General features: G+C 72.2%; 26 protein-coding genes and 1 pseudogene. 11 read left to right on the top strand and 16 right to left on the bottom strand.

Features of this window, described 5'->3' with window-relative positions; translation table 11 throughout:
* Positions 1–151: 151 nt before the first annotated feature.
* From ACFYOJ_RS05595 to ACFYOJ_RS05585, 3 genes are read right to left on the bottom strand one after another with little or no spacing between them, the layout of a single operon-like run.
* Positions 152–2,554: an HAD-IC family P-type ATPase gene (locus ACFYOJ_RS05595; RefSeq protein WP_356553392.1), complete on the bottom strand. Its 2,403-nt coding sequence runs from the start codon at positions 2,552–2,554 to the stop codon at positions 152–154.
* A 30-nt stretch (positions 2,555–2,584) separates the two neighbouring features.
* Entirely contained in the window at positions 2,585–3,154 is a 570-nt protein-coding gene (locus tag ACFYOJ_RS05590; RefSeq protein WP_356553393.1) for a GNAT family protein, read from the bottom strand.
* Positions 3,155–3,165: 11 nt separating this feature from the next.
* Positions 3,166–3,426, bottom strand: a complete 261-nt coding sequence (locus ACFYOJ_RS05585; RefSeq protein ID WP_356553395.1) for a DUF2530 domain-containing protein — start codon at positions 3,424–3,426, stop codon at positions 3,166–3,168.
* 246 nt (positions 3,427–3,672) lie between these two features.
* On the opposite strand from ACFYOJ_RS05585, the gene ACFYOJ_RS05580 reads away from it, so the two are divergent.
* Complete coding sequence (locus tag ACFYOJ_RS05580; protein WP_356553544.1) at positions 3,673–5,130, top strand: NCS2 family permease; 1,458 nt, start codon at positions 3,673–3,675, stop codon at positions 5,128–5,130.
* A gap of 58 nt (positions 5,131–5,188) precedes the next feature.
* Here ACFYOJ_RS05580 and ACFYOJ_RS05575 read toward each other — a convergent pair whose 3' ends face one another.
* A complete protein-coding gene (locus ACFYOJ_RS05575) occupies positions 5,189–5,371 on the bottom strand; it encodes a ribbon-helix-helix protein, CopG family (protein ID WP_356553397.1) in 183 nt (60 codons plus the stop codon).
* Between the two features lie 155 nt (positions 5,372–5,526).
* On the opposite strand from ACFYOJ_RS05575, the gene ACFYOJ_RS05570 reads away from it, so the two are divergent.
* Together ACFYOJ_RS05570 and ACFYOJ_RS05565 are read left to right on the top strand one after the other, a co-directional pair.
* The gene (locus ACFYOJ_RS05570) at positions 5,527–5,964 is read left to right on the top strand and encodes a MarR family transcriptional regulator (RefSeq protein ID WP_356553398.1); all 438 of its coding nucleotides are present in this window, start codon (positions 5,527–5,529) and stop codon (positions 5,962–5,964) included.
* A 38-nt stretch (positions 5,965–6,002) separates the two neighbouring features.
* Positions 6,003–7,376, top strand: coding sequence for an MFS transporter (locus ACFYOJ_RS05565; protein WP_356553400.1), 1,374 nt, complete (start codon positions 6,003–6,005; stop codon positions 7,374–7,376).
* Positions 7,377–7,388: 12 nt separating this feature from the next.
* On the opposite strand, the gene ACFYOJ_RS05560 is transcribed toward ACFYOJ_RS05565, so the two are convergent.
* Positions 7,389–7,976, bottom strand: a complete 588-nt coding sequence (locus ACFYOJ_RS05560; protein ID WP_356553401.1) for a Uma2 family endonuclease — start codon at positions 7,974–7,976, stop codon at positions 7,389–7,391.
* A 115-nt stretch (positions 7,977–8,091) separates the two neighbouring features.
* On the opposite strand from ACFYOJ_RS05560, the gene thpR reads away from it, so the two are divergent.
* Positions 8,092–8,664, top strand: coding sequence for an RNA 2',3'-cyclic phosphodiesterase (thpR, locus tag ACFYOJ_RS05555; RefSeq protein ID WP_356553403.1), 573 nt, complete (start codon positions 8,092–8,094; stop codon positions 8,662–8,664).
* 133 nt (positions 8,665–8,797) lie between these two features.
* Here the strand turns inward: thpR and ACFYOJ_RS05550 are convergent, their stop codons facing one another.
* The 3 genes from ACFYOJ_RS05550 to ACFYOJ_RS05540 all read right to left on the bottom strand — a co-directional run bounded on the left by ACFYOJ_RS05550 (position 8,798) and on the right by ACFYOJ_RS05540 (position 11,220).
* Complete coding sequence (locus ACFYOJ_RS05550) at positions 8,798–9,790, bottom strand: aldo/keto reductase (protein WP_356553405.1); 993 nt, start codon at positions 9,788–9,790, stop codon at positions 8,798–8,800.
* Between the two features lie 52 nt (positions 9,791–9,842).
* A complete protein-coding gene (locus ACFYOJ_RS05545; protein ID WP_356553406.1) occupies positions 9,843–10,430 on the bottom strand; it encodes a Uma2 family endonuclease in 588 nt (195 codons plus the stop codon).
* Positions 10,431–10,536: 106 nt separating this feature from the next.
* The gene (locus ACFYOJ_RS05540; RefSeq protein WP_356553408.1) at positions 10,537–11,220 is read right to left on the bottom strand and encodes an SGNH/GDSL hydrolase family protein; all 684 of its coding nucleotides are present in this window, start codon (positions 11,218–11,220) and stop codon (positions 10,537–10,539) included.
* Positions 11,221–11,320: 100 nt separating this feature from the next.
* Between ACFYOJ_RS05540 and ACFYOJ_RS05535 the strand changes: the two genes are divergently transcribed.
* Positions 11,321–12,301 (top strand): WD40 repeat domain-containing protein, encoded by a 981-nt coding sequence (locus tag ACFYOJ_RS05535; RefSeq protein WP_356553409.1) that lies wholly within the window; start codon positions 11,321–11,323, stop codon positions 12,299–12,301.
* On the opposite strand, the gene ACFYOJ_RS05530 is transcribed toward ACFYOJ_RS05535, so the two are convergent.
* Positions 12,269–13,135 (bottom strand): TetR/AcrR family transcriptional regulator, encoded by an 867-nt coding sequence (locus tag ACFYOJ_RS05530; RefSeq protein WP_356553410.1) that lies wholly within the window; start codon positions 13,133–13,135, stop codon positions 12,269–12,271. The two genes, ACFYOJ_RS05535 and ACFYOJ_RS05530, sit on opposite strands and share 33 nt — an antisense overlap.
* Positions 13,136–13,227: 92 nt before the next feature.
* On the opposite strand from ACFYOJ_RS05530, the gene ACFYOJ_RS05525 reads away from it, so the two are divergent.
* Together ACFYOJ_RS05525 and ACFYOJ_RS05520 are read left to right on the top strand one after the other, a co-directional pair.
* Positions 13,228–14,241, top strand: a complete 1,014-nt coding sequence (locus tag ACFYOJ_RS05525) for an ATP-binding cassette domain-containing protein (RefSeq protein ID WP_356553412.1) — start codon at positions 13,228–13,230, stop codon at positions 14,239–14,241.
* A complete protein-coding gene (locus ACFYOJ_RS05520; protein WP_356553414.1) occupies positions 14,238–15,062 on the top strand; it encodes an ABC transporter permease in 825 nt (274 codons plus the stop codon). Before ACFYOJ_RS05525 ends, ACFYOJ_RS05520 begins: the two co-directional genes overlap by 4 nt.
* A 69-nt stretch (positions 15,063–15,131) precedes the next feature.
* Here ACFYOJ_RS05520 and serC read toward each other — a convergent pair whose 3' ends face one another.
* The 3 genes and pseudogenes from serC to ACFYOJ_RS05505 all read right to left on the bottom strand — a co-directional run.
* On the bottom strand, positions 15,132–16,250 hold the full coding sequence (gene serC / locus ACFYOJ_RS05515) for a phosphoserine transaminase (protein ID WP_356553415.1): 1,119 nt from the start codon (positions 16,248–16,250) through the stop codon (positions 15,132–15,134).
* A 138-nt stretch (positions 16,251–16,388) separates the two neighbouring features.
* Positions 16,389–17,675 (bottom strand): cytochrome P450, encoded by a 1,287-nt coding sequence (locus ACFYOJ_RS05510; RefSeq protein ID WP_356553417.1) that lies wholly within the window; start codon positions 17,673–17,675, stop codon positions 16,389–16,391.
* Positions 17,672–18,010, bottom strand: a pseudogene (locus tag ACFYOJ_RS05505) (cytochrome P450); the annotation flags it as partial. The gene ACFYOJ_RS05510 and the pseudogene ACFYOJ_RS05505, both read right to left, overlap by 4 nt.
* Before the next feature lie 368 nt (positions 18,011–18,378).
* Between ACFYOJ_RS05505 and ACFYOJ_RS05500 the strand changes: the two are divergent.
* Positions 18,379–21,243 carry an FAD-binding and (Fe-S)-binding domain-containing protein gene (locus tag ACFYOJ_RS05500; RefSeq protein WP_356553419.1) on the top strand — a complete coding sequence of 955 codons (2,865 nt, stop codon included), beginning with the start codon at positions 18,379–18,381 and terminating at the stop codon, positions 21,241–21,243.
* 39 nt (positions 21,244–21,282) lie between these two features.
* On the opposite strand, the gene ACFYOJ_RS05495 is transcribed toward ACFYOJ_RS05500, so the two are convergent.
* The 4 genes from ACFYOJ_RS05495 to ACFYOJ_RS05480 all read right to left on the bottom strand — a co-directional run bounded on the left by ACFYOJ_RS05495 (position 21,283) and on the right by ACFYOJ_RS05480 (position 23,216).
* Positions 21,283–21,567, bottom strand: a complete 285-nt coding sequence (locus ACFYOJ_RS05495) for a hypothetical protein (RefSeq protein WP_356553420.1) — start codon at positions 21,565–21,567, stop codon at positions 21,283–21,285.
* Positions 21,564–21,815, bottom strand: coding sequence for a hypothetical protein (locus tag ACFYOJ_RS05490; protein ID WP_356553422.1), 252 nt, complete (start codon positions 21,813–21,815; stop codon positions 21,564–21,566). Before ACFYOJ_RS05490 ends, ACFYOJ_RS05495 begins: the two co-directional genes overlap by 4 nt.
* 292 nt (positions 21,816–22,107) lie before the next feature.
* Complete coding sequence (locus tag ACFYOJ_RS05485) at positions 22,108–22,398, bottom strand: hypothetical protein (RefSeq protein ID WP_356553423.1); 291 nt, start codon at positions 22,396–22,398, stop codon at positions 22,108–22,110.
* A gap of 98 nt (positions 22,399–22,496) precedes the next feature.
* Positions 22,497–23,216, bottom strand: a complete 720-nt coding sequence (locus tag ACFYOJ_RS05480; RefSeq protein ID WP_356553424.1) for a GntR family transcriptional regulator — start codon at positions 23,214–23,216, stop codon at positions 22,497–22,499.
* Between the two features lie 76 nt (positions 23,217–23,292).
* Here ACFYOJ_RS05480 and ACFYOJ_RS05475 point away from each other — a divergent pair, with 76 nt between their 5' ends.
* From ACFYOJ_RS05475 to ACFYOJ_RS05465, 3 genes are all read left to right on the top strand, one after another.
* Positions 23,293–24,108 (top strand): methyltransferase domain-containing protein, encoded by an 816-nt coding sequence (locus tag ACFYOJ_RS05475; RefSeq protein WP_356553425.1) that lies wholly within the window; start codon positions 23,293–23,295, stop codon positions 24,106–24,108.
* Positions 24,109–24,366: 258 nt separating this feature from the next.
* Complete coding sequence (locus ACFYOJ_RS05470; protein ID WP_356553427.1) at positions 24,367–25,200, top strand: NAD(P)H-binding protein; 834 nt, start codon at positions 24,367–24,369, stop codon at positions 25,198–25,200.
* Between the two features lie 193 nt (positions 25,201–25,393).
* Positions 25,394–25,966, top strand: coding sequence for a DinB family protein (locus tag ACFYOJ_RS05465; RefSeq protein ID WP_356553429.1), 573 nt, complete (start codon positions 25,394–25,396; stop codon positions 25,964–25,966).
* Positions 25,967–26,012: the final 46 nt, after the last annotated feature.

Raw genomic sequence — 26,012 nt, 5'->3', positions numbered from 1 at the left:
TTCCGTGAGCAGTCGGCGTGAAAGTGTCCTCGGCCCGCTCGGATGAGCGCACCGAGGACACTACGGGCCTGAACGCTCACGGTTTTCGGGAGGGGTGCCTCCCCCCACGAGCCACGAGCATCGGTGCGCGAGGTCCCGGTCCGGGGCCCGGTCAGGCCGGGAAGCGCCGGGCCACCCACCGCCACGCCAGCTCCAGCAGGACCGCGGCGGCGACCGCCACGCCGACGGCGGCCCACGGCATCGTGTGGCCCACCAGCCTCAGCGCGAAGAAGTCCTGCAGCCACGGCACCGCCAGCACCACCAGGAAGGCCAGGCCCATCACCGCGACCAGCAGCACCCGCCACCAGGTGTAGGGCCGGGCGACGATCGCCAGCACCCACATCGAGATCAGGAACAGCGTCAGCGTCGCCACGCTGGTCTCCGCGGCCAGGGCGTCCGGCCCGCTGTAGTGCCGCCGGGCCAGGAGGTACGTCAGGAAGGTCGCCGCGCCGGCCACCACGCCGCCGGGGACCGCGTACCGCATCACCCGGCGGACGAAGTGCGGCCTGGCCCGCTCCTTGTTCGGGGCGAGGGCCAGGAAGAAGGCCGGGACGCCGATGGTGAGGGTGGACAGCAGGGTCAGGTGGCGGGGCAGGAAGGGATACTCGACCCGCGAGCACACCACCAGGACCGCCAGCAGCACCGAGTACACCGTCTTGACCAGGAACAGGGTCGCGACGCGGGTGATGTTGCCGATGACCCGGCGGCCCTCGGCCACCACCGACGGCAGCGTGGCGAAGCTGTTGTTCAGCAGCACGATCTGCGCGACCGCCCGCGTGGCCTCCGACCCGGAGCCCATCGCCACGCCGATGTCGGCGTCCTTCAGCGCCAGGACGTCGTTGACGCCGTCGCCGGTCATCGCGACCGTGTGCCCGCGCGACTGGAGGGCGCCGACCATGTCCCGTTTCTGCTGCGGGGTGACCCGCCCGAACACCGTGCCCGCCTCCAGCTCCCCGGCCATGCCGTCCCGGTCGGCGGGCAGCCGGCGCGCGTCGACGGTGGTGCCGGACAGCCCCAGCTTGGCGGCGACCGCGCCGACGGAGACCGCGTTGTCCCCGGAGATGACCTTGGCGCGCACGTCCTGGTCGGCGAAGTAGCGCAGGGTGTCGGCGGCGTCCGGGCGCAGCCGCTGCTCCAGGACGACCAGGGCGGTGGGTGTGACGTCGTCGGCGACCTCGGGATCGTCGAGGTCCCGCGCGGCGCGGGCCAGCAGCAGGACCCGCATGCCCTGCTCGTTGAGCCGCGCCGTCTCGGCGAGGGCGGGGTCGTTCTCGGCCAGCAGCACGTCGGGGGCGCCCAGCAGCCAGGTGCTGGAGGCGCCGTCGCTCTCGTCGAAGGTGGCGCCCGCGTACTTGCGGGCGGAGGAGAAGGGCAGGGACTCGGTGCAGCGCCAGTCGTCGGCGACCCGGGCGACGGGATAGGCGTCGATGATCGCCTGCAGGGAGGCGTTCGGACGCGGGTCGGACTCGCCGAGGGCACCGAGCACCGCGCGGACGTACTCCTCGTCGGCGTCACCGAGCGGACGCAGCCCGGTGACGTCCATGCCGCCCTCGGTGAGGGTGCCGGTCTTGTCCAGGCAGACGGTGTCGACGCGGGCGAGGCCCTCGATGGCGGGCAGTTCCTGGACGAGGCACTGCTTGCGGCCCAGCCGTACGACGCCGATCGCGAAGGCGACGGAGGTCAGCAGGACCAGGCCCTCCGGGACCATGGGCACGATGCCGCCGACCGCGCGCGCGATCGAGTCGTCCAGCTCGTCGTTCTCGGCGAGCAGCTGGCTGAGGACCAGACCGATCGCGGTCGGCACCATCATCCAGGTGACGTACTTGAGGATCGTGGAGATGCCGGAGCGCAGCTCGGACTGGACGAGGGTGAAGCGGGACGCCTCCTCGGCGAGCTGTGCGGCGTAGGCCTCGCGCCCCACCTTCGAGGCGCGGAAGGCGCCGCCGCCCGCGACCACGAAGCTGCCCGACATGATCTCGTCGCCGGGCCGTTTGACGACGGGGTCGGCCTCGCCGGTCAGCAGCGACTCGTCGATCTCCAGCCCGTCCGCCTCGACGCACACCCCGTCGACGACGGCCTTGTCGCCGGGGCCGATCTCGATGACGTCGTCCAGCACGATCTGTCCCGTGCTGATCTCGGCCGTCCGGCCGTCCCGGCGCACGGCCGGTCTGGCCTCGCCGATCAGGGCCAGGGAGTCCAGGGTCTTCTTCGCCCGCCACTCCTGGACGATGCCGATGCCGGTGTTGGCGAGGATCACGAAGCCGAACAGGCTGTCCTGGATCGGCGCCACGACCAGCATGATCACCCACAGCACGCCGATGATCGCGTTGAACCGGGTGAAGACGTTGCCGCGGACGATCTCGCCGAGCGAGCGGCTGCTGCGCACCGGCACGTCGTTGACCTGTCCGCGCGCCACCCGCTCGGCGACCTCGGCCGCGGTCAGCCCCGTCTCCGGCGACGACGGAGGCGGCGGATGCGCGGGACCGCGTGCGGCGTCGGCGTCGATATGCGTCATGCGTCCGACGTTACGTGCGGGTTTGCGGCTTCACCCACCGAGTGGGCGAAAGATCCGACCGGGGAAGGAGGGTGCGGCCCGCCCGGTGGTGCCGTGGTACCAGAGGGTGCGCAGATACGTCAGACCGGGGAACCCGTCGAGCCGCGTCCCGCCGGTGCGGACGGACCCGGTGCGGGCCGGCACGGCCTGCGACGCCGCGTTGTCGAGAGTGGTCACGGCCCGCGGCGCGGTCGGCCCGTACGCGCGGGCGGCGAGTCCGCAGACCTCCCGCACGGCCCGTGGGGCCGGTCCCCGTCCGGCGGCCCGCTCCGCGATCCGGCGGCCGAGATCGGCGACGCCCTGCTCCGCGTCCACGAGGTCGACCCGTCCGAGCACCTCGCCGCCGGGGCCGGTCGGCACGGGGAAGAAGGAGATCCCGGCCTCCTGCTCGGCCGGCAGCGCGCGGTGCCGCTCGTCGAACCGGGCGAAGCAGTCGTCGCCGCGGTCGGGGACGGAGGCGGCGGAGCAGGCCCGGTTCTCCCGCTCGAAGGCGAGGAACGCGGGGGCGTTATCCGGCCGGAGCAGGTGCGGCCCGACCGGGGTGCCCGTGCCGGCCGGCACGGGCGCGGGTATCAGACGCCGCCCCGTTCCGCGCGGGAACGCCTGATCGCGGCGTCGCGCCTGCGGACGTACCAGATGCCGATCAGGCCGAGTCCGCCGCCGGCCAGGCAGGTCCACACCCACCAGGTGTGCCCGTGGTCGTCGAACCAGCCGTAGAAGGGCAGCTGGGCCAGGAAGAGGACGAACCAGAGGACGGTGCCGCCGGTGATGGTCGCGACCACGGGGCCCTCCAGGGGCTCCGGCGCCTCATGCGTAGGTGTCCACTTCGCCATGCGTACAGCTTACGAGGGCGGCGCGCGCCTCTTTCCGGCGCGCCGCCCGGCCTCCTCCGCGCCGCTGCACGGGCCCGCACGCCGTGGCGGCAGGGGCCCGCGGGGCCACTTCCCGCACGGGTCTACGCGCGGAGATAGCCATCCGGAGCTCATACGTTCATACTGAATCCGTTTGTTTCTGACCGCTTTCATTCGTAGAAAACACCAACAAGGCCGTGGGGGAACCTGTTGGTGATGAGGATTCGCATGCCCACCTCGGCCAGTGCCAAGGCCCCTCTGTCCCCCGAGCCGCCCCAGGACCGGCGGCCTCCGCAGAACGCCCTCGACCGCTACTTCAAGATCTCCGAGCGCGGCAGCACGCTGCCCCGTGAGATCCGGGGCGGTTTCGCCACCTTCTTCGCGATGGCCTACATCATCGTGCTGAACCCGATCATCCTGGGCAGCGCGAAGGACATGTACGGCCACCAGCTGGACAACGGCCAGCTGGTCACCGCGACCGCGCTGACGGCGGCGTTCGGAACGCTGCTGATGGGCGTCATCGGCAACGTCCCGATCGCGCTCGCCGCCGGTCTCGGCGTGAACTCGGTCGTCGCCCTCCAGCTCGCCCCGCGGATGTCCTGGGCGGACGCCATGGGCATGGTGGTGCTGGCCGGTTTCGTCGTGATGCTGCTGGTCGCCACCGGCCTGCGCGAGCGCGTGATGAACGCCGTGCCCTACGGCCTGCGCAAGGCCATCTCCATCGGCATCGGCCTGTTCGTCATGATCGTCGGCCTGGTCGACTCCGGGTTCGTCACCCGGATGCCGGACGCCGCCCACACCACCGTCCCGCTCCAGCTGGGCACGGGCGGCCACCTGCACGGCTGGCCGGTGCTGGTCTTCGTCCTCGGCGTGCTGCTGACCCTCGCGCTGATCGTCCGCAAGACCCCGGGCGCGATCCTGATCTCCATCGTCGTGATGACCGCCCTCGCGGTGATCATCAACGCCGTCGCCGACATCCCCTCCTGGGGTCTGACCACCCCCGAGTGGCCCGGCAACCCCGTCTCCGCGCCCGACCTCGGGCTGATCGGCGAGGTCAGCCTGTTCGGCGGCTTCGAGAAGGTCGGCGTGCTGACCGGCGTGCTGTTCGTCTTCACCGTGCTGCTGTCGTGCTTCTTCGACGCGATGGGCACGATCATGGGCGTCAGCGACGAGGCGAAGCTGACCGACGGCGAGGGCCAGATGCCGGGCATCAACAAGGTCCTGTTCGTCGACGGCATCGCGGTCGCGGCCGGCGGCGCCGGCTCCGCCTCGGCGACGACCTGCTTCGTGGAGTCCACCGCCGGCGTCGGCGAGGGCGCCCGCACCGGCTTCGCCAGCGTCGTCACCGGCGGACTGTTCGCCATGGCGCTCTTCCTCACGCCGGTCGCCACGATGGTCCCGTCCCAGGCGGCCACCCCGGCGCTGATCGCGGTCGGCTTCCTGATCCTGGCCGGCTCGATCCGGGAGATCGACTGGTCCGACTTCACCATCGCCATCCCGGCCTTCGTGACGATGCTGATGATGCCGTTCACCTACTCGATCACCAACGGCATCGGCATGGGCTTCGTCACCTTCTCGGTGCTGCGCCTGGCGTCCGGGCGGGGCCGTGAGGTGCCGGTGGCGATGTACGTGGTGTCGGCGGTCTTCGCCTTCTACTACCTGATGCCGGCCCTGGGCCTGACCTGATCCGTCCGGAACGGTTCCACGGGGTCACGGTTCTGCGGAGTCCCGTCGCGGGTCTACGTCACGGGACCCCGTAGAACCGTTCCGTCTCCTCGACGGCGGACCGGAACCGCTCGTCGAAGTCGTTGCGCATGAGCGTCCGCAGGACATAGTCCTGGACGCTCATTCCTCTTTTCGCCGCATGGTGCCGGAGCCGCTCGAGCAGCTCCCCGTCCATCCGCAGGCTGAGCACGCTGGTCCCCATGCGCACGAGGGTCGCCGGGCCGGCCGGCCGACGCTCCGGTTTCCGGAAACAGCTCACTCGTTCGGGTGAATCCCGGGTTTCGGTGGCGTGGGTCACGGGCACACGGCCGGGAACGCATTAGTACTTCGCGAGACTAATGAGTTACGCTAAGAAACATGCCGGACCTCAACCATGGCGACGACGTTGCCGCCGTGAACTCCCTGCGCTCCGCCGTGATGCGGCTGTCCCGTCGGCTCAAGCACCAGCGGGTCGACGAGTCGCTCAGCCCCACCGAGATGTCGGTGCTCGGCACCCTGGCGAACTGCGGCAGGGCCACCCCGGGTGAGCTCGCCCGCAAGGAACACGTCCAGCCGCCGTCGATGACCCGCATCGTGGCGCTGCTGGAGGCCAAGGGGCTGGTCCGGCTGGAGCCGCACCCCGAGGACCGGCGCCAGAAGGTCGTGACGCAGACCGAGCAGGCCGTGGTGATGCTCGAGGAGAGCCGCCGCAAACGGAACGCGTTCCTGGCCGCGCTGGCCGAGGAACTCGACGAGGACGAGTGGGCCAGGCTGCGCGCGGCGGCCCCCGTGCTGGAGAAGCTCGCACACCTGTAGACAGCCCTGTGGGCGGCGACGGCGAGGAGGCGAACCTTTTGAGTACGGGACCCGGAGCAGCTTCCGCCCCCGCACCCGACCACGACGACTCCCCGCCGAAGGCCGCCGGGGCCTGCGGGGCCCCGCGCCGGACGTCCATGTTCGCCTCCCTGAAGGTCAGGAACTACCGCCTGTTCTTCCTGGGCCAGGTCGTCTCCAACATCGGCACCTGGATGCAGCGCATCGCCCAGGACTGGCTGGTGCTCAGCCTCACCGGCTCCTCCGCGGCCGTCGGCATCACCACCGCCCTGCAGTTCCTGCCGATGCTGCTCTTCGGCCTCTACGGCGGCGTCCTCGTCGACCGGCTGCGCAAGCGGCCCGCGCTGCTGGTCACCCAGTCCGCGATGGCGCTGACCGCGCTCGCCCTCGCCGCCCTCACCCTGACCGGGCACGTCCAGGTCTGGCACGTCTACGTCGCCGCCTTCGCGATGGGCCTGGCCACCGTCGTCGACAACCCGGCCCGCCAGTCCTTCGTCGCCGAGCTGGTCGGCCGCGACCAGCTGCAGAACGCGGTCAGTCTGAATTCGGCCAACTTCCAGTCCGCCCGCCTGGTCGGCCCCGCCGTCGCCGGCCTCATGATCACCGGGGTGGGCACCGGCTGGGCGTTCCTCGCCAACGGCCTGTCCTTCGTCGCGCCGCTGAGCTGCCTGCTGCTGATGCGCGCCCGCGAGCTGCACCCCGTCCGGCGCGCCCCGCGCGGCAAGGGCCAGCTGCGGGAGGGCCTGCGCTACGTCGCCGGGCGCCCCGAGCTGCTCTGGACCGTCGTCCTGGTCGGTTTCATCGGCACCTTCGGCTTCAACTTCCCGGTCTTCCTGTCCGCCTTCGCCGACGACGTCTTCGACGCGGGCGCCGGCGAGTACAGCCTCTTCAACACCCTGATGGCCGTCGGCTCCCTGGCCGGCGCGCTGCTCGCCGCCCGGCGCGGCACGGCCCGGCTGCGCGTCCTGATCGCGGCGGCCCTCGCCTTCGGCGTCCTGGAGATCGTCGCGGCGGCGGCCCCGACGCTGTGGCTGTTCGCGCTGCTGATGGTCCCGATCGGCGTCTTCAGCATGACGGTCAACGTCACCGCCAACACCAGCATCCAGATGTCCACCGACCCGGCCATGCGGGGCCGCGTGATGGCCCTGTACATGATGGTGTTCCTCGGCGGCTCCCCGGTCGGCGCCCCCGTCGTCGGCTGGGTCACCGACACCTACGGCGCCCGGGCCGGTTTCGCCGCGGGCGGCGCCGTCGCGGCCACGGCCGCGGTCGTCATCGGCCTGATCCTGGCCCGCGCCGGCGACCTGCGCCTGACGGTCGCCTGGCACCGAGGCCACCCCCGGGTGCGCCTCGTCCCGCGCGGACGCCGGAAGGAACCGGCGCGGGTGGGGTGAGCGGGGCCCGGATCAGTCGCGGGGGAAGTCTCCGGTCCTGAGGGTGAGGCCGACGACGGTGCCGGTGAGGTCGATGTCCTCGCCGAAGCCGAAGCTGACGGAGCTGTGGTACGTGCCGTCCTTGGGGAGGGTGTGGAGGTGCCACTCGCCGGTGTACGGATCGACGATCAGGTACACCGGGACGCCTGCGGTGGCGTAGGTGTCCTTCTTGGGGCCGTAGTCGTTGCCGGCGGTGCTCCTGGAGACGACCTCGGCGACGAACTCGACGTCCGCGGGGCGCCAGTGCCCCTTGTCGTCCCGCTCGGCGCCCTCGGCCAGGGCGACGACGTCGGAGGCGAAGCCGTTGAGATGCCCCGGGTAGTCCATGCGGGCGTCGGACTTGACGCGCTTGCGCGGGTATTTGGTGCGCAGCTGGTCGTAGATGTCCGCGATGATGTCCCAGTGGGTGTCCCGCTGCGGCGTCATGAAGATGTGACCCCCGACGATCTCGGTCTTGTATCCCTCGGGGACGGGCATCTTCTCGAGCCACTCGAACATGACGTCCAGAGTCAGCTCGGCGCTCTCCTCGGCCATCTCGATCCTGTCGTCAAGGACGGTCATCGTGGCGCTCCTCCCCGGTCGCCCCCGACACGGGTACAGCCGCGCAGTACAACGATACGCACGGTGCCCAGGACACGGAGGAACGCACGCGTGTTCCCCGGAGGAGACTGACGGCATGAGACTCTTCGCCGCCGTGCTGCCGCCCGAGGACGTCGTCGCCGCCCTGGCCGCCGAGGTGGCCGCGCTGAAGAGGCTGCCCGGTGCGGACGGGCTGCGGTGGACCGGGCGCCCCGGGTGGCACCTCACGCTCGCCTTCTACGGGGAGGTCGACGACGACCTGGTGCCGGACCTGTCGGCACGGCTGGCGCGGGCCGCGCACCGCACCGCGCCCTTCGGGCTGGCGCTGCGCGGCGGCGGGCACTTCGGGCACGGGCGGGCCCTGTGGGTGGGGGCGGAGGGCGACCTGGCGGCGCTGCGGCTGCTCGCGGGCCGCGCGGAGTCGGCGGGGCGCAGGGCGGGCGTGGAGAGGGGCGAGCACCGGAGCTACAAGGCCCACCTGACGGTGGCCCGCAGCCGGGCGGCGTACGACGTGGGGCCGTACGTCGACGCGCTGGCCGGCTTCACCGGCCGCGCCTGGACCGTGACGGACCTGGCGCTGGTGCGCAGCGACCTGCCGAGGTCCGGGGTGCCGGGCGAGCAGCCCCGTTACGAGACGGTCGCCCGCAGCCCGCTGGGCGGGTCCGGTTAGGCTCGGGGGCGTGGACCCGAAGACCCGTAACCGGATCATGGCCGGTGTGCTCGTGCTGATGCTCGTCGTGGTGGCGGTGGCGGCGGCGGTCGGTTAGCCCTCCGGAGGGGCGGCCGCCGCCCCGCTCACCCCGTCACCAGGCGAACGCCTCCGGCGAGGGACCCGGACCCGGGAAGATCTCGTCCAGCCCGGCCAGCAGCTCGTCCGACAGCTCCAGCTCCACCGCGCGCAGCGCCGACGTGAGCTGTTCGGCGGTGCGCGGGCCGACGATCGGGCCGGTCACGCCGGGCCGGGTCAGCAGCCAGGCCAGCGCGGCCTCGCCGGGCTCGACGCCGTGCTTGTCGAGCAGGTCCTCGTACGCCTGGATCTGCGCCCGCTTCGCCGGGTCGGCGAGGGTCTCGGCCGCCCGGCCGGAGGCGCGGCGGACGCCCTGGGCCTCCTTGCGGAGGACGCCGCCGAGCAGGCCGCCGTGCAGCGGCGACCAGGGGATGACGCCGAGGCCGTAGTCCTGCGCGGCCGGGATGACCTCCATCTCGGCGCGGCGCTCGGCCAGGTTGTAGAGGCACTGCTCGCTGACCAGGCCGATGGTGCCGCCGCGGCGGGCGGCGGCCTCGTTGGCCTGGGCGATCTTGTAGCCGGGGAAGTTGGACGAGCCGGCGTACAGGATCTTGCCCTGCTGGACCAGGACGTCGATCGCCTGCCAGATCTCGTCGAAGCCGGTGGCGCGGTCGATGTGGTGGAACTGGTACAGGTCGATGCGGTCGGTCCGCAGCCGCTTCAGGCTGGCGTCGACGGCCCGGCGGATGTTCACGGCGGAGAGCTTGTCGTGGTTGGGCCACGCCTCGCCGTCGGCGCCCATGTTGCCGTACACCTTGGTGGCGATGACGGTCCTGTCGCGCCGGTCGCCGCCCTTGGCGAACCAGTTGCCGATGATCTCCTCGGTGCGGCCCTTGTTCTCGCCCCAGCCGTACACGTTGGCGGTGTCGAAGAAGTTGATGCCGGCGTCCAGCGCCGCGTCCATGATCGCGTGGCTGTCGGCCTCGTCGGTCTGCGGACCGAAGTTCATGGTGCCGAGGACGAGCCGGCTGACCTTGAGTCCCGTGCGTCCGAGCTGCGTGTACTCCATGGGACCCAAGCCAACGTCCTGGAGTGGGCTCCAGGCAAGAGGGTCCGGTCGGTCAGTCGCGGGGGAAGCCGGCGGTGGGGAGCGTCAGGCCGAGGACGGTGTCGGTGAGGTCCAGGTCCTGACCGAAGGCGACCCGGGTCTCGGTGGTGTAGTCGCCGTCCTTCGGGTGCGAGAAGACGTGGCAGCGGCCCTGGTAGGGGTCGGCGATGAGGTAGAGGGGGACCTCGGCCGCGGCGTAGGCGAGCTTCTTGGGGCCGTAGTCGTTGGCGGCGGTGCCCTGGGAGATGACCTCGGCGACGAACTCGACGTCTTGGTGACGCCAGTGGCCCGTGTCGTCCTGCACCGCTCCGTCGCGGAGCTTGGCGATGTCCGGACAGAAGCCGTTCTCATGGCCGGGGAAGTCGATGCGGACGTCCGAGAAGATCTTGGCGTCCTCACCGAACCGGTCGGCGACGGCTCGTGCGATGCGGAAGATGATCGCCCAATGCGTGTCGCGCTGCGGTGTCATGTGGACGTTGCCCCCGACGATCTCGACCCTGAAGCCTTCGGGGACGGGCATCCGCTCCAGCCGCTCGAACCACTCGTCCAAGCGCTTGGTGTTGGCGTCGGCCATGGCGGTCCTGTCGTCAAGGACGGTCATCGTGGCGCTCCTCCCCGGCCGTCCCACGGGCGGGAGCAGCCGCGCGGTACAACGATACGCACGGCGACCAGGACACGGGAGAACGCGCATATGCCAGAGGCGTCGCCTACGAGGCGGCCGCTGCGTAGGGCCCGCCCAGTCCCCACTCCTCGTGCAGCGTCTTCGCGAACGCGCCCGCGATCCTGTGCTCGCCGCTCGCGTTGGGGTGCGTGCCGTCGTAGGTGTCGACGTGGAAGTCGTACGACGCCGGTGGCGGGACGAGGAGGAGGGGGGAGCCCGGTTCGTCGAGGTCGGTGATCGTCTTCGCCAGGAGGTCGTTGAAGCGGGCGACCTGTCCGGCGAACGCCGGGTCCTCCTCGGCCCGTATGTTGGTGAGCACCGGCATGACGGCCGTGCGGATGCGCGGGTTCGCCGAGCGGGCCCCGGCGACGAAGGTCCGGACGTTGTCCGCGGTCTGCTCCGGGTTGGTGTAGAAGCCGAGGTCTATCAGGCCGAGGGAGACCAGGAGCACGTCGGCGCGGTGGGCGCGGACCGCCTCGCCGATCAGCGGCGTCATGTGGTGCCAGCCCTCGCCCCAGCCGGCCAGGTGGGCGCGGGGGAAGTCCGGGTCGGCGTAGGCGTACGAGGCGGACTCGTCCGTCGACGGGTCGTGCAGCGCCTCACGCGGGCCGACGAAGGTGAAGGAGCGGCCGTACGTGTCGCGCAGGTGCCGCCACAGCCGGTAGCGCCACGTGTGTTCGCCGGCGCTTCCGATCGTCATGGAGTCACCGACGAACATGAACCTGAGCATCCGCTCATCATGGTCGATCGCCCTGGCCGCCGCGATGTGAGTCCGGCCACGCAGGGTGACCGGCGACGTGAACGCCCGCGCGGGATGGCAGGCTTGGCGCATGCGCCGACCCTTCGCCCTCCTCGCCGCTGCCCTCCTCACGGGCGCGTTCGCCGTGCCCGCCCACGCCGCCGGCGGGAGCGACGGGTTCACGGTCAAGGACCCGCGCATCACCGAGTCCAGCGGCCTCGCCGCCTCCCGCCTCCACCCCGGCGTCCACTGGACGCACAACGACCAGGACACCGGCCCCTACCTGTACGCCGTGGACGGTGCCACCGGCGAGACCGTCGCCCGGATCTCCCTGGCCGGCGTCGGCACCCCCCGGGACGTCGAGGCGGTCTCCGTCGGGCCGGACGGCCGGATCTACGTCGGCGACATCGGGGACAACCTCGGCGGCACCTGGCCCCACGTGTGGATCTACGCGCTGCCCGAGCCGAAGGAGCTGAAGGACCAGACGGTCAGGGCCACGCAGTACGTGGTGAAGTACGCGGACGGCGCCCGCGACGCCGAGTCGCTGGCCGTCCACCCGAAGACCGGGCGCGTCTACATCATCGACAAGAACGAGGACGGCGGGCACCTGTACGAGGGCCCGGCGAAGCTGTCCGCCTCCGGCACCAACGTCTTCCGGCCGACCGTCCCCGTCGACCTGTGGGCCACGGACGCCGCCTTCTCCCCGGACGGCGAGCAGCTCGCCGTCCGCGGCTATCTGGGCGGCATCTGGTACGCCTGGAACGGCGGGAAGCTCCGGCGCGAGGGGCGGATCAGCGTGCCCCTGGGGCAGGGGGAGTCCGCCACCTACACCACCGACGGCAAGAAGCTGCTGCTCGGGATGGAGGGGGCGAACAGCCCGGTCAGGGCCGTGGACGTGCCCGGGGCCGGCGGCGGGGGCGGGGAAGACGCGGACGCCCCGGGGGGCGGCGCGTCGTCCGCTTCCGGCGAGGGCGCCGGCCGGGACACGCTCACGGTCGGCGGGGGCGTCCTGGTCGCCGCCTGCGCCGCCCTGTTCGCGCTACGGCTGCGGCGGCGGGCCCGCGGCCGCTGAGCCGTCCGCCGCGCGCCGCGCGGCCACCAGCACCTCCAGCCCGTCCAGGATGCGCCGCAGCCCGAACTCGAAGTGGTCGAAGCCGGGGCCGAAGGCGTCGTCGGACAGGGAGGCCAGGACCGGGTAGCGGCCGCTGCCCATGGCCTTCTCCAGGACCGGCCGCTGTGCCTCCCAGAACTCCGCGTCCGTCAGCCCCGAGGTGCGCTCGGCCTCCTCCTGGTACACCCGCGTCCGGGCGGCCCCGACGACGTACCCGTCGATCAGGATGATGGCGGAGACCAGCTCGGGGTCGGGCAGTCCCATCGGTCTGATCAGGGCGAGCACCTTCTCCATGCCGTCCAGCGCGCTCGGGCCGAGGACCGGGCGGGACTGGTTGACCTGCAGCAGCCAGGGGTGGCGCCGGTAGAGGGCCAGCGCGCTGTGGGCCAGGCCCTCCAGCGCCGCGCGCCAGCCGACGTCACCGGAGTCACCGACGTCACCGGAGTCACCGGCGTCACCGGAGCCGGCGGTCCCAGAGGTCCCCGCGGGTCCCGAGGGGGCCACCGGCTCCGGTGAGAGGCGCTGGACGCGGTCCAGCATCAGGTCCAGCAGCTCGCCCTTGCCGGGGACGTAGCGGTACAGGGACATCGTGCCGGTGCCGAGTTCGGTGGCGATCCGGCGCATCGAGACGGCGCCGAGCCCGTCCCGGTCGGCGATGTCGACGGCCGCCTCCACGATCCGCTCCAGCGTCAGCCCCGGCTTGGGGCCTCGGCCGGGCCGCCGGCCGGTGTCCCACAACAGCTCGAGGGTCCGGGCGATGTCGCCGCTGCCGCTCGTCTCCGTACCGCTCGTCATGGGGGCAGTTTAGTTCCGCGGCCAAAAAACTGGGTACGCCGTACGCGCAATCGGGTACGGTGTACCCAGTTTGGGGATCGAGAGGGGAACCCATGAGCGACGGTTTCGCCGTGCTGGCCGAGGGCCTGGAGAAGCACTACGGCGGGAAACGGGCCCTGGACGGCTTCGACCTGGCCGTGCGCGAGGGCACCGTGCACGGCCTGCTCGGGCCGAACGGGGCGGGCAAGACCACCGCGGTGCGCATCCTGTCCACGCTGACCCGCCCGGCCGGCGGCCGGGCGCGGGTCGCCGGGACCGACGTCGCCCGCCGGCCGCGCGAGGTGCGGGCGAGGATCGGCCTGACCGGCCAGTACGCGGCGGTGGACGAGGTGCTCACCGGCCGGCAGAACCTGGAGATGTTCGGCCGCCTGTTCCACCTGGGCGGCCGGCGGGCCCGCGCCCGGGCCGCCGAGCTGCTGGAGCAGTTCGATCTGACGGAGGCCGCCGACCGGGGCGCCGGCACCTACAGCGGCGGCATGCGGCGCCGGCTCGACCTCGCCGCGTCGATGATCCTCCGCCCGTCCGTCCTGTTCCTGGACGAGCCGACGACGGGCCTGGACCCGCGCAGCCGCGGCGAGGTCTGGGACAGCGTCCGGGCGCTGGTGGCGGGCGGCACGACCGTGCTGCTGACCACGCAGTACCTGGAGGAGGCGGACAGGCTGGCCTCCCGCATCACCGTCATCGACCAGGGCCGGGCCATCGCCGACGACACCCCGGGCGGGCTGAAGGACCTGGTCGGCGGTGACCGGATCGAGGTCGTGCTCGCCGAACGGGCCGACCTGGCGCGGGCGGTGAAGGTCGTCGCCCGCGTCTGCGAGGGCGAACCGGAGACGGACGAGGAGACGCCGCGCGTGCACGCCCCGGTCACCGACCGGGTGGCCGCGCTGACCGAGGTGGCCCGCACCCTGCAGGACGAGGGCGTCCGGGTGGAGGACATCGGCCTGCGCAGGCCGAGCCTCGACGACGTGTTCCTGCGCCTGACCGGACACCGCACGAGCACGAGCACCAGTGCCCGTACGAGTACGAGTACGGGCGGGGCGACGGAGAAGGAGGCGGTGGCGGCATGAGCGCCCTCGACCTGACGGCCGGCGCGAGCGGCCACGGCCGCCTGTACTGGCTGCTCGCCGACTGCGGCAACATCGTCCGCCGCGGCCTGACCCACTACCGCCGCCAGCCCGTCAACATCGCCTGGCAGCTCGGCTTCCCGCTCGTCTCCGTCCTGCTGTACGGCTATGTCTTCGGCAGCGCGATGAAGGTGCCGGGCGGCGGGGACTACCGGGACTTCCTGATGCCGGGCATGTTCGTGATGACCATGGCGTTCGGCTTCGTCAACACCGCGACCCTCGTCGTCCACGACTCGACCAAGGGCGTCATCGACCGGTTCCGCTCGATGCCGATGGCCTCCTCGGCGGTGGTGGCCGGCCGGGGCGTGACCGATCTCGTCGTCGCCTGCGCGGAGTTGGCCATCATGATGCTCACCGCGCTGGCCATGGGCTGGCGCCCGGACGGCGGCTGGGGCTTTCTCGCCGCCTTCGGACTGCTGCTGTGGCTGCGTTTCGCGCTCATCTGGGCCGGGGTGTGGCTGGGGCTGCTGGTGCCCAACCCGGAGGCGGCGGGCGGCCTGTTCGCGGTGGCGATGCCGCTGACGATGATCTCCAGCATCATGGTCGCCCCGCAGCTCATGCCCGACTGGCTGGGGTGGCTGGCCGCCTGGAACCCCGTCTCCTCCACGGCGGCCGCGGCCCGCGAGCTGTTCGGCACGCCGGCGGGCGGCGGCGACTCGTGGGTGGAGCAGCACGCGCTGCTGATGGCGGGCGTGTGGCCGGCGGTGCTGACGGCGGTCTTCCTGCCGCTGGCGGTACGCCGCTACCAGCGGCTCGGCCGGTAGGAGCGGGGAACGGCGAGGGCGCCCGGCGGTGTGCCGGGCGCCCTCGCCGCCGCATGTGAGCGGTGCTCGTCAGAGCTTCTCGATCACGTAGTCGACGCACTTGGTCAGCGCCTCGACGTCCGCCGGGTCGATCGCCGGGAACATGGCGACGCGCAGCTGGTTGCGGCCCAGCTTGCGGTACGGCTCGGTGTCGACGATGCCGTTGGCGCGCAGCACCTTGGCGACGGCGGCGGCGTCGATGTCGTCGGAGAAGTCGATGGTGCCGATGACCTGCGAGCGCTTGGCCGGGTCGGAGACGAACGGGGTGGCGTACTTGGCGCCCTCCGCCCAGGCGTACAGGCGGGACGAGGAGTCCTTGGTCCGCGCGGTGGTGAAGTCCAGGCCGCCCTGGCCGTTCATCCACTCCAGCTGCTCGTTGAGGAGGAACAGGGTGGCGAGCGCCGGGGTGTTGTACGTCTGGTTCTTGCGGGAGTTGTCGATCGCGGTCGGCAGGGAGAAGAACTCCGGGATGTGCCGGCCGCTCGCGTGGATCCGCTCGGCGCGCTCGATGGCGGCCGGGGAGAAAATGCCGATCCACAGGCCGCCGTCGGAGGCGAAGGACTTCTGCGGGGCGAAGTAGTAGACGTCGGTCTCGGCGATGTCGACGGGCAGGCCGCCGGCGCCGGAGGTGGCGTCGACCAGCACGAGGGCGCCTTCGTCGGCACCGGCCACGCGCTTGATCGGCATGGCGACGCCGGTGGAGGTCTCGTTGTGGGTGAACGCGTACACGTCCACGCCGGCCTCGGCGTGCGCCTCGGGGTGGGTGCCCGGGTCGGCGGAGACGACGGCCGGCTCGGCCAGCCAGGGCGCCAGCTTGGCGGCCTTGGCGAACTTGGAGGAGAACTCGCCGAAGGTGAGGTGCTGCGACCTGTTCTCGATCAGGCCGTGCGTCGCGACGTCCCAGAACGCGGTGGAGCCGCCGTTGCCGAGGACCACCTCGTAGCCGTCGGGGAGCCGGAACAGCTCGGAGATGCCCTCGCGCACCTTGCCGACCAGGTTCTTGACCGGGGCCTGGCGGTGGGAGGTGCCCATGAGGGACGTACCGGTGGCGGCCAGGGCGTCCAGCGCCTCCACCCGCACCTTGGAGGGACCCGCGCCGAATCGACCGTCCGCGGGCTTGATGTCAGCAGGAATCTGGATCTCAGCCACGAGCGGGAGCCTATCGGCTGAGGGAAACCCGGGCGAAACCTCGTCCGTCCGCTGAGACACCCGGTGGGCGGGCTGTGGACGGACGGTGAGCGGTGGGCGGGCGGTGGGGGACGCGGGTCCGTCCACCGCCCGGGCGGTTCAGCCGCCGAGTCGCACCGGGAGTTCGTACAGGTCGTTCTGGGTGACCACCGGCTTGTTGCGCAGTTCGTCCGCCGGGACCGCCAGATCGAGCCGCGGGAAGCGGGCGTACAGGGCGGGGAGGGCCACGCCGGCCTCCAGGCGGGACAGGGCCGCGCCGGGGCAGACGTGCGGGCCGTGCCCGAAGGAGATGTGCCGGTCGGCGCTCTCGCGGGTGATGTCGAAGACGCCGGCCGTCGGGCCGTGCGCCCGCTCGTCCCGGCCGATCGCCGCGTACGACACGATCAGCGCGTCCCCCGCCGGGAGGACCTTGTCGCCGACCGGTACGTCCTCCGTCGCGAACCGGATCAGCACGTGCGAGGTGGGCGTGGAGTGGCGCAGGGTCTCCTCGATGACCGCCGACCACTCCGCCTCGCCGGACAGCACCAGTTCGCGCTGCTCGGGGTGGAGGGAGAGGTTGACCACCGCGTTGACGATGAGGGAGATCGTCGTCTCGTGGCCGGCCGCCACCATCAGCTGGAGGGTGGAGACGATCTCCTCGTCGGTGAGGCGGTCGCCGTCCTCCGAGGCCTGGACGAGCGCGGAGGTCAGGTCGTCGCCCGGGTTCTCGCGCTTGCTCGCGACCGTCCCGGCCATGATCGCGGCCAGTTCGGTCAGCGTCGCGATGACCTCCTCGGGCGGGGTCTGGGTGGAGAAGAACTTCTCGAAGAGCACCTTCAGGCGTGGCAGCCGTTCCTCCTCCAGCCCCATCAGGTCGGCGATGACGTACATCGGCAGCGGGTAGGCGAACGCCGCCTTCAGGTCGACGGTGTCGCCGGGCAGGGCGGCCACCTGGTCCAGCAGGCCCTCGGTCAGCTCCGTGACGCGTTCCCGCATCCGCTCCACCCGGCGCGGGGTGAGAGCCTGCGCGACCAGGGTGCGCAGCCGGCGGTGGTCGGCGCCGTCCACGGTGAGCATGGAGCGGGGCGGGTTCGCCAGTCCGATCAGCGGCCAGTCGGGGGCTATCTCGCCGCGCTGCCAGGCGCCCCAGACGTTGATGTCCTTCACCAGACGCGGGTCGGTGAGCAGCTTCTTCGCCTCGGCGTGGTGGGTGACCGCCCACACCGGTACGCCGCCCGGCAGCGTCACGGCGGCCAGCGGCCCGGCGGCCCGCAGCGCGGCGCTCTCCCCGTCCAGGTCGGTGACGAAGGGGTCGAGGGCGATACGGGGCTGTGCGGCGTCCGCGGGTGTGCCTGTGCCGTTCGCGGGTGTGCCGTCCGTCGTCGTGGTGTCCGTGCCGGTCGTCATGTGAGCGTGCCTCCAAGGGCGGGAGTGGGTGTGAAGGTGACCGGGAGCGCGGACAGTCCGCGCAGCCACGGCGACGGGCGGCGGGTCAGCCCGGCGGCGGGTACCGCGAGGTCGATGTCCGGCAGCCGGTCCAGGACGACCTCGATGCCGGTCCGGGCGATGACCTCGGCGATCTCCTGCGCCGGGAACGGGCAGCGGTGCTCCCCGTGGCCGAAGGAGAAGTGGGCGCTGTTGTTGCCGGTCAGCGCCGAGCCGTCGGTCCGCACCCGGGGGTCGGAGTTGGCGCCCTGCAGGCCGAGCAGCAGCATGTCGCCGGCGCGGCCGCGGAGAGTGCCGCGGTGAGCAGGGGGACGGGCAGCACGCCGCGGAGGGCGGGGCGGTCGCCGGGGAGCAGGGGAGAGGTCATCTGTCAGGGTCCTCGGTCGGTCCTCGGCCGGTCCGCGGGCGGGCACCGTCGTGTCCGCGCGGACCTCGGGCGGGTCCACTGCGCTGCCGGTCCGGATGAGAGGGTCGTTTTTTGAGCGTGGTCCGTCAACTGCGCACAACTGGCGGTCACTATATGAGAGTTAGTGATCAGCTTGGGAAGATTCCGGTTCGGTTATCGGTATGTGACGCGTCCGGCGTGTGATGCGGGCCTTCCGTGACACCGCGCGACGTGCAGGGCGTAGCCGGTGACCGGATCCCGGCGGGGCATCCTGGCGGCATGACGGATCACCGGGACCTGCTGGGCGGACTGCGCGCGGCCGTGCGCGGCGAGGTCGACTTCGGCACGACCGCACGGGCGTTGACCACCATGGACGCCTCCAACTACCGCCGGGTGCCGCTCGGCGTGGTGGCGCCGTGGGACGCCGACGACGTGGCCGCGGTGCTGTCGGTGTGCCGGGCGCACGGCGTCCCCGTGGTGCCGCGCGGCGGCGGCACGTCGATCGCCGGGCAGGCGACCGGCACGGGCGTCGTCCTGGACTTCACCCGGCACATGAACCGGCTGGTCTCCCTCGATCCGCAGGCGCGTACGGCGGTCGTCCAGCCGGGTCTGGTCCTCGACCGTCTCCAGGAGGCCGCCGCCCCGCACGGCCTGCGCTTCGGCCCCGATCCCTCCACCCACAGCCGCTGCACGCTCGGCGGCATGATCGGCAACAACGCGTGCGGCTCCCACTCGGTGGCCTGGGGCACGACGGCGGACAGCGTGCGGGAGCTGTCGGTGCTCACCGCGCGGGGACGTTCCCTGCGGCTCGGCCGGGACTGGGCCGGGGCACCGGAGGGCCTGCGCGAGCTGGTCACCGGCGACCTGGCGCGGCTGCGCACCGGCTTCCCCGACCTGCCCCGCCGCATCTCCGGGTACGCGCTGGACGCGCTGCTGCCGGAGAGGGGCGCCGACGTGGCCCGTTCCTTCTGCGGCTCGGAGGGCACGCTGGGCGTGCTGACGGAGGCGGTGGTCCGGCTGGTGGAGGCGCCGCGGGCACGTGTGCTGGCGGTGCTGGGCTACGCCGACGAGGCCGGGGCGGCTCAGGCCGCGGCCGGGCTGCTGCCGCTCGGGCCGCTGACGGTGGAGGGCATGGCGGCGGACCTGGTGCCGTCCACGGCGGGGCTGCCGCGGGGCGGGGCGTGGCTGTTCGTGGAGACGGGCGGTGACGCGGAGGCACAGGCGCGGGCGCGCGCGGAGGCGGTGGTGCGGGCGGCCGACGCGGTGGACGCGCTGGTGGTGACCGACCCGGCCGGGCAGCGGGCGCTGTGGCGGATCCGGGAGGACGCGAGCGGCACGGCGACCAGGACGGCGGACGGCGCGGAGGCGTGGCCCGGCTGGGAGGACTGCGCGGTGCCGCCGGCGCGGCTGGGCGCCTACCTGCGGGACTTCCGCGCGCTGCTGTCGGCCCACGGCCTGCGCGGCACCCCGTACGGGCACTTCGGCGACGGCTGCATCCACGTACGCATCGACTTCGACCTGCTGACGGACGCCGGGGTCGCCCGCTTCCGCCGCTTCTCGCAGGAGCTGGCGGACGTGGTCGTCGCGCACGGCGGTTCGCTGTCCGGGGAGCACGGGGACGGGCAGGCGCGGGCGGAGCTGCTGCCGAGGATGTACGGCGAGGAGACGGTCGCCCTCTTCGAACGCGCCAAGGGGATCTGGGACCCGGACGACCTCCTCAACCCGGGCATGCTGGTCCGCCCGGCCCCGCTCGACGCGAACCTGCGCTTCGCCGTCCTGCCGCGCGAGCCGGTGGACGTGGAGTTCGGTTACCCCGGCGACGGGGGCGACTTCTCGGCGGCGGTGCGCCGCTGCGTGGGGGTCGCCAAGTGCCGTACGACGACGGTGACCGGTTCCGGGGTGATGTGCCCGTCCTTCCGCGCGACCGGCGAGGAGGAGCACTCCACGCGCGGACGCGCCCGGCTGCTGCACGAGATGCTCGCCGGCGAGCTGGTGACCGACGGCTGGCGGTCCACGGAGGTCCGGGACGCCCTGGACCTGTGCCTGTCCTGCAAGGGCTGCCGCTCCGACTGCCCGGTCGGGGTCGACATGGCCACGTACAAGGCGGAGTTCCTGCACCACCACTACGCCGGCCGCCGTCGCCCGGTCGCGCACTACTCCATGGGCCGGCTGCCGGAGTGGCTGCGCTGGGCGGCCCGGACCCGTACGGCCCCGGCCGTCAACGCGCTGGCGTCCGTACGCCCGTTGGCCTCGGTGGCGAAGCGGCTCGGCGGCATCGCGGAGGAGCGGGAGCTGCCGCGGCTGGCGGGGCGGACGTTCAGCCGGTGGTGGCGCAGGCGCGGGGGACCGCTCGGCGGGGGCGAGCTGGTGGTGCTGTGGCCCGACACCTTCACCGAGCACTTCTCGCCCTCCGTGGGCCGGGCGGCCGTACGGGTGCTGGAGGCGGCGGGGCTGCGGGTGGTGCTGCCGCCGACCCTGCGGGGGCGGGCGGTGATCGGGGACGGTGCGTCGAGGTCGGCCCTGGCGCTGCCGACCGCCCGCCGGGGCCGGGTCTGCTGCGGCCTGACGTACGTCTCCACGGGCCAGCTCGACCGCGCCCGTGCGGTGATGCGCCGCACGCTGGATCTGATGGCCCCGGTGCTGGAGACGTCCGCGCCGGTCGTCGTCCTGGAACCGAGCTGCGCCGCCGCCCTGCGCACGGACCTGCCCGAGCTGCTCCACGACGACCCGCGCGCGGCCCGCCTCGCCGCCCGCGTCCTGACCTTCGCCGAGACCCTGGAACGCCACGCCCCCGACTGGACCCCGCCCGCCCTGGACCGCCCGGTCACCGGCCAGACCCACTGCCACCAGCACGCGGTCCTGGGCGACGCGGCCGACCGACGGCTGCGTGCCGCCGCCGGGCTCACCGGCGAGCTGACCGGCGGCTGCTGCGGACTCGCGGGCAACTTCGGCTTCGAGAAGGGGCATTACGAGGTGTCCGTCGCCTGCGCCGAGGACCGGTTGCTGCCGGCGGTGCGCCGGGCACCGGACGGCGCGGTGATCCTGGCGGACGGCTTCTCGTGCCGCACCCAGCTGGAGCAACTGGCGGGAGTGCGAGGCCGCCACCTGGCGGAGGTGCTGGCTGAGGGGCTGGGGAGGTCCTGAAAACCGAGGACAGAAGTGCCCTGGGTGTCATCGGGCCGCTCAATTGAGCTTGCGCAATCTTCGTCCTCGGCTCTCGGCGATCCGCAGCGCGTCGGCGAGGGCTTCGGTGAGCCGCTCGGCGAGGTAGCGGAGTTCGCCGTGCGGGGTGCCGGGGAGGAGGACCCGGGCGTGGGCGAGGAGTTCGGTGCCCATGCCGAGCTGGGTGGACTCGGTGGCGTCGGCCAGGCGCGTGACGGGACCGCCGTCGTCGTCGGTGATCAGGTAGCAGGGCTTGCCCTCGGGACCGGTCCAGGGGAGCAGGCGGGGCTCGCGGGGCTTCGTCATGCGGCTGCCTCCAGCTTGTACGGAGCGGGCGCGAGGACATAGGGGCGTACGGCCGCGGTCTCGGTGCCGTCAAGGACGGTGGGCAGGCCGTAGGGGCTGCGGTGGGAGGGAAGAGCCGCGTCGTCCGGTATCGGCGGGTTGCCTGCTGCGGTGGCGACGGTCGGACGGAAGCCGGTGCGCCGGTGAGTGCCGCCGGGGCGGAGCAGCGGGCTCAGCCACATGAAAAAGCGGCAGAGAGCACCGGTCATGACATCAGCTCCGTTCGAAGTCGGCTGGTGGCCATGCCCCGGGGCCGGCCGGACGGTCGCCGGGGTCTCACTGTCGTGTCTCTCCGACGTGTCGCGTAGCGGCAGGGCATTCGCGGCATCGCCGGGCATGCACACAGATTGGACCGGTGGACCGGTCCAGTCAAGCGAAACGTCAACGATCGAGGCTGACGGGTCACTTCTCGCGGAACTCGTTGACGCGAAGCCCGGTCGAGGTCTCACCGCTGTCGCGGTGGCCAACGCCTGACGGAGCGAACAGATGATTACTCAGGCTTCATTCGAGATCGATGTCCAGGATTTCCGCAAGGCGGGAAAGCCCCTCAAGGGACCGCTCCATGTGTACGGGGATGATTCGCTCTCGCGCTGCGTCGGGCAGATGCTGGTCCGCCTCTTGCATGAGCCTTGCGTACTCCCTGAAGACCTGCATGCACAGGTTGGCGAGCTGCGCAGCTCGCCGACGAGCCGGATCGTCCGCGTCGAGGTCCGCCTCGAACAATGCCAGAGCGTCTTCGAGGTAGGAGTGACGGTGGGGTGCGAGGGCACCGGGCGTCGGTCGGTTGTCCACGATCGCAGTCTGCCGGAGCATGTGCGCCACGGTGAAGGGGCGCGGTTCCACTGGACCCCGATCACTGCCTGTGCTGCTTCGTTGGGAGAGGCCCGCCTTTAACCCATGGGGTAGTTGTCGGTCTGCTCGAAGACGTGGGACGGGGTGACGCCCTCCTCGCACACCAGCGCGTGATGCCGTTCGTCGAACGCCGTGTGCAGGACGACGGCCACTGCTGCGGGCCGTTCCACCCCCAGTTGCCGCGCCTCCTCCTCCGTGGCCAGCCGTACCGTGGTGACGTCGACGCCTTCCACGGGGAAGCGGCCCGTCTCGCGGCGGACGTAATGTGTCGTGCCCTCGGTGATCGGCCCCTTCGCGGACAGCCGTGGCGCGGCGTCCGCGACCGAGGGCGGGAACCAGGCGGTCACCAGACTGTGCGGGGAACCGTCGTCGAGGAGCATGAGCCGAACGCGCCGCAGGGCCTCCTCGCCATGGGCCAGCCCCAGGGCCTCGGCGACGCGAGCGGGCGGCACCGTGCGGTCCGGTGTGCCGAGGCGGCGGTACGGCGCCCCTCCCGCGAGGCGGGTGGATCCCGCGCGACGTCCGCCGGCGGGACGGGCGACGGGCGTCCGGGTCACGAGGAAGCCGGACCCCTGCCGGGCGACGACGACACCGTCGTGGCGCAGGATGTCGTACGCCTTGACCACGGTGGCCCGCGACACGCTCCACTGTTCGGCCAGGTCACGGCCCGACGGCAGGAGATCACCCGGCCCGAACTCGCCGTTCGCGATGCGGGTGCGCAGATCGTCGGCGATCTGCTCGTACTTCAGCAGCGGCATGGCACTCCTTCCCCGATCACCGGAGATCACCGGAGATCACTGGACCGGTCCACCGGTTCGACATAAGAATGTACGGATGACGAGCCCTGAGGTGACGCCGGAGATCGTGAGGTTCTACAGCGAGACCGTCGACGAGGCGGACCGGCTGGTCAGTACCGCCGACGGGCGTCTGGAGATGGTACGTACGCAGGAGTTGTTGCGCCGCCACCTCCCCTCGCCGCCGGCGCGGGTGCTCGACGTCGGCGGCGGCCCCGGCACACATGCGCGGTGGCTCGTCGAGGACGGGTACGAGGTGCATCTCGTCGACCCCGTTCCCCGCCACGTGGAACAGGCGGCGTCCACCGGGGCGACCGTCGAGCTGGGCGATGCCCGGCACCTCACGGCCGAGGACGGTGCCTACGACGTCGTCCTCATGCTGGGCCCGATGTACCACCTGCCGGAGCGGGCGGGCCGGGACCGCGCGCTGGCGGAGGCGCGCCGGGTGCTCGGGCCCGGTGGGCTGCTGGCGGTCGCCGGCATCAACCGGTTCGCGTCCCTCTTCGAGCACGCCGCCTATGCCCACCTGCACAAGGAGTCGATGCGGGACAGCATCGGAACCATCCTCGCGACCCAGATCCACGACGGGAGGAAGGCCTTCACCACGGCGTACTTCCACAGCGGGGAGCAACTGCGCGACGAGGTGGCGGCGGCGGGGTTCGAGGACGCCGAGGTCTTCGGGATCGAGGGGCCCGCCTGGTCCCTGCTGGCGGCGGCGGAGCGGAACACCGGCCGGTCGTTCCGCGAGTCGAGCCTGTTCGAGTCGGTCCTCACCGCGGCCCGTATGGCCGAGCCCTACCCGGAGCTGCTGGCGGCGAGTTCGCACCTGCTGGCCGTGGGCCACCGGCGGGTGTGAACAGCGGCGCGGTCTCCTTGACGGGCGCCGGGGCCGACCGCTCGTTCACGCGTCGGCACGGCGAAGCCGCTCGGAGGCTTGGTCGTGCGGGGCTCGGTGCCTGGCGGAGGGGCTGGGGAGGTCCTGAGAATCGAGGGCAGAAGCGCCCTGGGTGTCATCGGGCCGCTCGGTCGAGCCCGTCCGGCTCGTTGACGTCAAGTTTGGTCGAGGTTCTAGCGTCGCCGTACGGATCGGCAACCGACGGCGGGAGACACGCACATGATCCTCGTGACCGGCGCAACCGGAAACACAGGGAGCGCACTGGTGGAAGAACTCCGGGGCCTGGGCGTCGGTCCGTTGAGAGGTCTCACCCGCGACGTCGCGCGGGCCGCGCTTCCGGCGGGCGTCGAGGCCGTCGAGGGCGACCCGGGGCGCCCCGCCTCGCTCGGGCCCGCGCTCGAAGGGGTGCGCTCGCTCTTCCTGCTGTCCCGTATGGGCCCGGACGCCGAGATCCTCGACGCCGCCCGGCGAGCAGGCGTCGAGCATGTGGTGCTGGTGTCGTCCATCACCGTCCAGAGCCACCCGCATCTGGGCCCTGCCAGGGAGAACCTGGCTGTCGAGCGTCTGCTCAAGGACAGCGGAACGGCGTGGACGATCCTGCGGCCCACCCAGTTCGCGTCCAACGCGCTGTGGTGGGCGGGGGCGATACGCGGCCGGCAGGCGGTCCGACTGCCCTACGCCGACACCGGCCTGCCCACCGTCCACCCCGCGGACATCGCGTCGGTGGCCCGCGTCGCACTGACCGAACCCGGCCACGACGGCATGACCTACGCCCTGACCGGGCCGGAGCGGATCACGCCCCGGCAGCAGCTCGAAGCCATCGCGGAAGCGGTGGGAAGGGACATACCGTTCGCCGAGACCGGGCGGGAGGAGGCCTTCCGGGACATGGCGGCGTTCCTGGGCGACGAGGCCGCGGCCGCGATCCTCGACATCACGGGCGGCGACGTCAACGAGGAACTGCTCACCGTGCGGGACACCGTCCCCCAGGTCACCGGCGCCCCGGCCAGGACGTTCGGACAATGGGCCACCGAGAACGCCGATGCCTTCCGCTGAACCGGCTCGCCCGAGGCGAACCGGCTCGGCGGGGGCAGGGGCCAGGGGCCAGGGGCCAGGGGGCAGAGGCAGGCAAAGGACAGGGGACAGGGAGTTTCGGCTCCTGGGCGCGTCGTCTAGGACCTGTTCTGACCTAGATGGTTCCTAACGTGGTCCTCGACCGGCGGAACAGCCCCATCGGAAGGCGGAGACCATGACCTACGACGAGTCCACCACCCGTGACCTGACCACCGACGGCCAGGGAGAGGCCCCGGCCGTCACCGGGGAGCGTGCCGATCTGCTGGAGACGCTGGCCAAGCACCGGCACTTCCTGCGCTTCACGACCCGTGACCTCACCGACGAGCAGGCCGGGCTCCGGCCCACCGCCAGTGAGCTCTGCCTGGGCGGCCTGATCAAGCACGTGGCCTCGGTGGAGCGGGGCTGGGTGGACTTCATCCTGGACGGCCCGTCGGCGATGCCGGACTTCACGGCCATGACCGAGGAGGACTGGGCCCGGCGGGCCGACGAGTTCCGGATGCTGCCCGGCGAGACGCTGGCCGACGTCCTCGCCGACTACGCCGAGGTGGCCCGCCGTACCGACGATCTGATCGCCACGCTGCCCGACCTGGACGCCGCGCACCCGCTGCCGAAGGCCCCGTGGTTCGAGGGCGACGTGCGGTGGTCGGCCCGCAGGGTGCTGCTGCACGTCATCGCCGAGACCGCCCAGCACGCCGGCCACGCCGACATCATCCGCGAGTCCCTGGACGGCGCGAAGAGCATGGGCTGACCGGCGGCGTCCGGGCGGGAGGGACGGGTGGGAGGAACGGGAGGGA

Source organism: Streptomyces sp. NPDC006384 (assembly GCF_042870695.1).
Lineage (GTDB): Bacteria > Actinomycetota > Actinomycetes > Streptomycetales > Streptomycetaceae > Streptomyces.
Note: the sequence above shows the minus strand (reverse complement) of the source record. Positions and strands in the feature narration are given on the sequence as shown.

Bases quoted from the DNA above. Each gene is read 5' to 3' on its own strand.
- ACFYOJ_RS05595 (WP_356553392.1), bottom strand. From the start codon at position 2,554: ATGACGCATATCGACGCCGACGCCGCACGCGGTCCCGCGCATCCGCCG.
- ACFYOJ_RS05585 (WP_356553395.1), bottom strand. From the start codon at position 3,426: ATGGCGAAGTGGACACCTACGCATGAGGCGCCGGAGCCCCTGGAGGGC.
- ACFYOJ_RS05580 (WP_356553544.1), top strand. From the start codon at position 3,673: ATGCCCACCTCGGCCAGTGCCAAGGCCCCTCTGTCCCCCGAGCCGCCC.
- ACFYOJ_RS05575 (WP_356553397.1), bottom strand. From the start codon at position 5,371: ATGGGGACCAGCGTGCTCAGCCTGCGGATGGACGGGGAGCTGCTCGAG.
- ACFYOJ_RS05570 (WP_356553398.1), top strand. From the start codon at position 5,527: ATGCCGGACCTCAACCATGGCGACGACGTTGCCGCCGTGAACTCCCTG.
- ACFYOJ_RS05560 (WP_356553401.1), bottom strand. From the start codon at position 7,976: ATGACCGTCCTTGACGACAGGATCGAGATGGCCGAGGAGAGCGCCGAG.
- thpR (WP_356553403.1), top strand. From the start codon at position 8,092: ATGAGACTCTTCGCCGCCGTGCTGCCGCCCGAGGACGTCGTCGCCGCC.
- ACFYOJ_RS05550 (WP_356553405.1), bottom strand. From the start codon at position 9,790: ATGGAGTACACGCAGCTCGGACGCACGGGACTCAAGGTCAGCCGGCTC.
- ACFYOJ_RS05545 (WP_356553406.1), bottom strand. From the start codon at position 10,430: ATGACCGTCCTTGACGACAGGACCGCCATGGCCGACGCCAACACCAAG.
- ACFYOJ_RS05540 (WP_356553408.1), bottom strand. From the start codon at position 11,220: ATGCTCAGGTTCATGTTCGTCGGTGACTCCATGACGATCGGAAGCGCC.
- ACFYOJ_RS05535 (WP_356553409.1), top strand. From the start codon at position 11,321: ATGCGCCGACCCTTCGCCCTCCTCGCCGCTGCCCTCCTCACGGGCGCG.
- ACFYOJ_RS05530 (WP_356553410.1), bottom strand. From the start codon at position 13,135: ATGACGAGCGGTACGGAGACGAGCGGCAGCGGCGACATCGCCCGGACC.
- ACFYOJ_RS05525 (WP_356553412.1), top strand. From the start codon at position 13,228: ATGAGCGACGGTTTCGCCGTGCTGGCCGAGGGCCTGGAGAAGCACTAC.
- ACFYOJ_RS05520 (WP_356553414.1), top strand. From the start codon at position 14,238: ATGAGCGCCCTCGACCTGACGGCCGGCGCGAGCGGCCACGGCCGCCTG.
- ACFYOJ_RS05510 (WP_356553417.1), bottom strand. From the start codon at position 17,675: ATGACGACCGGCACGGACACCACGACGACGGACGGCACACCCGCGAAC.
- ACFYOJ_RS05500 (WP_356553419.1), top strand. From the start codon at position 18,379: ATGACGGATCACCGGGACCTGCTGGGCGGACTGCGCGCGGCCGTGCGC.
- ACFYOJ_RS05495 (WP_356553420.1), bottom strand. From the start codon at position 21,567: ATGACGAAGCCCCGCGAGCCCCGCCTGCTCCCCTGGACCGGTCCCGAG.
- ACFYOJ_RS05490 (WP_356553422.1), bottom strand. From the start codon at position 21,815: ATGACCGGTGCTCTCTGCCGCTTTTTCATGTGGCTGAGCCCGCTGCTC.
- ACFYOJ_RS05480 (WP_356553424.1), bottom strand. From the start codon at position 23,216: ATGCCGCTGCTGAAGTACGAGCAGATCGCCGACGATCTGCGCACCCGC.
- ACFYOJ_RS05475 (WP_356553425.1), top strand. From the start codon at position 23,293: ATGACGAGCCCTGAGGTGACGCCGGAGATCGTGAGGTTCTACAGCGAG.
- ACFYOJ_RS05470 (WP_356553427.1), top strand. From the start codon at position 24,367: ATGATCCTCGTGACCGGCGCAACCGGAAACACAGGGAGCGCACTGGTG.
- ACFYOJ_RS05465 (WP_356553429.1), top strand. From the start codon at position 25,394: ATGACCTACGACGAGTCCACCACCCGTGACCTGACCACCGACGGCCAG.